This window comes from Mesorhizobium sp. M7D.F.Ca.US.004.03.1.1 (assembly GCF_003998635.1).
Classification (GTDB): Bacteria; Pseudomonadota; Alphaproteobacteria; order Rhizobiales; family Rhizobiaceae; genus Mesorhizobium; species Mesorhizobium loti.
The window spans coordinates 1-3,317 of record NZ_RZQG01000674.1 but is presented as its reverse complement, the minus strand read 5'-3'; the positions used below and the strand labels follow the sequence as shown (position 1 = coordinate 3,317).

General features: G+C 62.3%; 2 protein-coding genes. Both read left to right on the top strand.

The features are described 5' to 3' along the window. Positions 1–2 precede the first annotated feature (2 nt). On the top strand, positions 3–752 hold the full coding sequence (locus EN935_RS27790) for an ATP-binding cassette domain-containing protein (RefSeq protein ID WP_245489063.1): 750 nt from the start codon (positions 3–5) through the stop codon (positions 750–752). Between the two features lie 231 nt (positions 753–983). Then, a partial coding sequence (locus tag EN935_RS27785; RefSeq protein ID WP_164771384.1) for a glycogen/starch/alpha-glucan phosphorylase occupies positions 984–3,317 on the top strand: 2,334 nt, incomplete at its 3' end.

Sequence of the window (3,317 nt, the reverse complement as noted above, 5' to 3'; positions counted from 1 at the left end):
GCCTGGTCAAGCGCTATGGCCGCGTCACCGCCCTCGACAATGCCGACTTTGACCTCTACCCGGGTGAAATCCTCGCCGTCATCGGCGACAATGGCGCCGGCAAGTCGTCGCTCATCAAGGCGATTTCCGGCGCGGCCGTGCCCGATGAAGGCGAGATCCGGCTTGAAGGCAAACCCGTCGCCTTCAAATCACCGATGGAAGCCCGCGAAGCCGGCATCGAGACCGTCTATCAGAATCTGGCGCTGTCGCCGGCGCTGTCGATCGCCGACAACATGTTCCTTGGCCGCGAAATCCGCAAACCGGGTTTTCTGGGCGACTGGCTTCGTATGCTCGACCGTCCGGCGATGGAAAAGCGCGCCCGCGACAAGCTCACCGAGCTTGGCCTGATGACCATCCAGAACATTAGCCAGGCGGTGGAGACGCTCTCTGGCGGTCAGCGCCAGGGCGTGGCTGTGGCGCGCGCCGCCGCCTTCGGCAGCCGTGTGGTGATCATGGACGAGCCGACGGCCGCCCTTGGCGTCAAGGAAAGCCGCCGCGTGCTTGAACTGATCCTCGACGTCAAGAAGCGCGGCCTGCCGATCGTGCTGATCTCGCACAACATGCCGCATGTCTTCGAAGTGGCCGACCGCATTCACATCCATCGGCTCGGCCGTCGCCTCTGCGTCATCGATCCCAAGCAATATACGATGTCCGACGCCGTCGCCTTCATGACCGGAGCAAAGGTCCCGCCGGAGGCGGCGCTGGCTGCCTGATGCATGTCGCCCAAAAGTGCGTAGCGGTTTTGGGACGGCATGCACGGAACAAAAACTTGAAGCGCGTCGCGCGGAATGTCTGAGCGCGCCGCGCTTTAAATTGGCAAATTGCCGCAGGGTAAGCTAGCATGAGCTAATCTAAATCGATTGAATATATAGCGGTATCAGCTAGCATGGGCTGGGAGGAACCATGAAAGCCGGTATGATCATGGCAACCGCACGAGAGGCAGCATGACGAGCGCGATGACATCCGAACCCCTCCCGCCACTGCTCGAAAATCCTGATCCAGAGACGCTCGCAAGGGAAGTCTTGATGGCCCTCAAATACCGGGTCGGCAAGGACACCACCGTCGCGACCCAGTACGACTGGCTGACCGCCTCGATCAAGGTCGTGCGCGACCGCATCGTCGACCACTGGATGCAAGCGACGAAAGAGGCCTACGACCAGCAGGAAAAGCGCGTCTACTATCTGTCGCTGGAGTTCCTCATCGGCCGCCTGATGCGCGATGCCTTCTCCAATCTCGGCCTGATGGACAATATGCGCGAGGCGCTGTCGTCGCTGGGCGTCGATCTCGATCTCATCGCCGCACTCGAGCCGGATGCGGCACTCGGCAATGGCGGCCTCGGCCGGCTTGCCGCCTGCTTCATGGAAAGCATGGCGACCGTCGACATTCCCGCGCATGGCTACGGCATCCGCTATGCCAACGGCATGTTCCGCCAGGAGATTCATGACGGCTGGCAGGTCGAACTGCCCGAGACCTGGCTCGATCACGGCAACCCGTGGGAATTCGAACGCCGGGAGCGCTCGTTCGAGGTCGGGTTCGGCGGTTCGGTGGAATCGATCACCTCCAAGGACGGCCGGCTCGAGCGCCATGTCTGGAAGCCGACCGAGCATGTGCTGGCCGTCGCCTATGACACGCCCGTCGTCGGTTGGCGGGCCAATCGCGTCAACACGCTGCGGCTCTGGTCGGGCATGCCTGTCGATCCGATCCTGCTCGACAAGTTCAATGCCGGCGACCACATCGGCGCGCTTGCCGAAAGCAACAAGGCCGATGCCTTGTCGCGCGTGCTCTATCCCGCCGATTCCCACAAGGCCGGGCAGGAACTGCGGCTCAGGCAGGAGTACTTCTTCTCCACCGCCTCGCTGCAGGACATCGTCCAGCGCCATCTCAGCCAGTATGGCGACCTGAAGTCGCTGCCCGATAAGGCTGCGATCCATCTCAACGACACCCATCCGGCCATCGCGGTGCCCGAGCTGATGCGCCTGTTGATGGATGTGCACGGCATGGATTTCGACCTCGCCTGGAGCATCACCAAGCGCACCTTCGGCTACACCAACCACACGCTGCTGCCCGAGGCGCTGGAAAGCTGGCCGGTGCCGCTGTTCGAGCGGCTTTTGCCGCGCCATATGCAGATCGTCTACGCCATCAACGCCGAGGTGCTTCTGGAGGCGCGTGCCTCCAACCAGTTCTCGGACGAACAGATCGGCCGCATCTCGCTGATCCAGGAAAATGGCGACCGCCGGGTGCGCATGGGCAATCTGGCCTTTGTCGGCTCGCATTCGATCAACGGTGTTTCGGCGCTTCACACCGACCTGATGAAGGAGACGGTGTTCGCCGACCTGCATAAGCTCTATCCCGATCGCATCAACAACAAGACCAACGGCATCACGCCGCGGCGCTGGCTGATCCAGTGCAATCCCGGGCTGACGTCGCTCGCTCGTGAGGCGATCGGCGACCGTTTTCTCGACGACATCGATGCCATCAAGGATCTCGATGTCTTCGCTGGCGATGCCGCCTTTCGCGACAAATTCGCCGCCGTCAAGCGCGCCAACAAGGCGCGGCTGGCCAACCTCGTCGCCGACCGGCTCGGCATCAAGGTCGATCCCTCGGCGCTGTTCGATATCCAGATCAAGCGCATCCACGAATACAAGCGCCAGCTTCTGAACATCCTCGAGGCGATCGCTCTCTACGATCAGATCCGCTCGCATCCCGAGCGCGACTGGATGCCGCGCGTGAAATTCTTCGGCGGCAAGGCGGCGCCCAGCTACCACAATGCCAAGCTGATCATCAAACTCGCCAACGACGTCGCCAAGGTCATCAACCGCGATCCGGCCGTGCGCGGTTTGCTGAAGGTGGTGTTCGTGCCGAACTACAATGTCAGCCTGGCCGAGATCATGATGCCGGCCGCTGACCTGTCCGAGCAGATCTCGACCGCCGGCATGGAAGCGTCGGGCACCGGCAACATGAAGTTCGCTCTGAACGGCGCGTTGACCATCGGCACGCTCGACGGCGCCAATGTCGAGATCAAGGAATGCGTCGGCGACGACAACATCTTCATCTTCGGCCTGACCACGGCCGAGGTCGCCGAGCGGCGCAACAATGGCTACAACCCGCGCGCCGTCATCGAGGGATCGCCTGAGCTGGCGCAAGCGGTTGCCGCCGTTTCGTCAGGCGTCTTCTCGCCTGATGACCCGGAGCGTTACCGCGACCTTATCAACGGTCTCTACAACAGCGACTGGTTCATGGTTGCCGCCGATTTCGATGCCTATGCCGCCGCCCAGCGC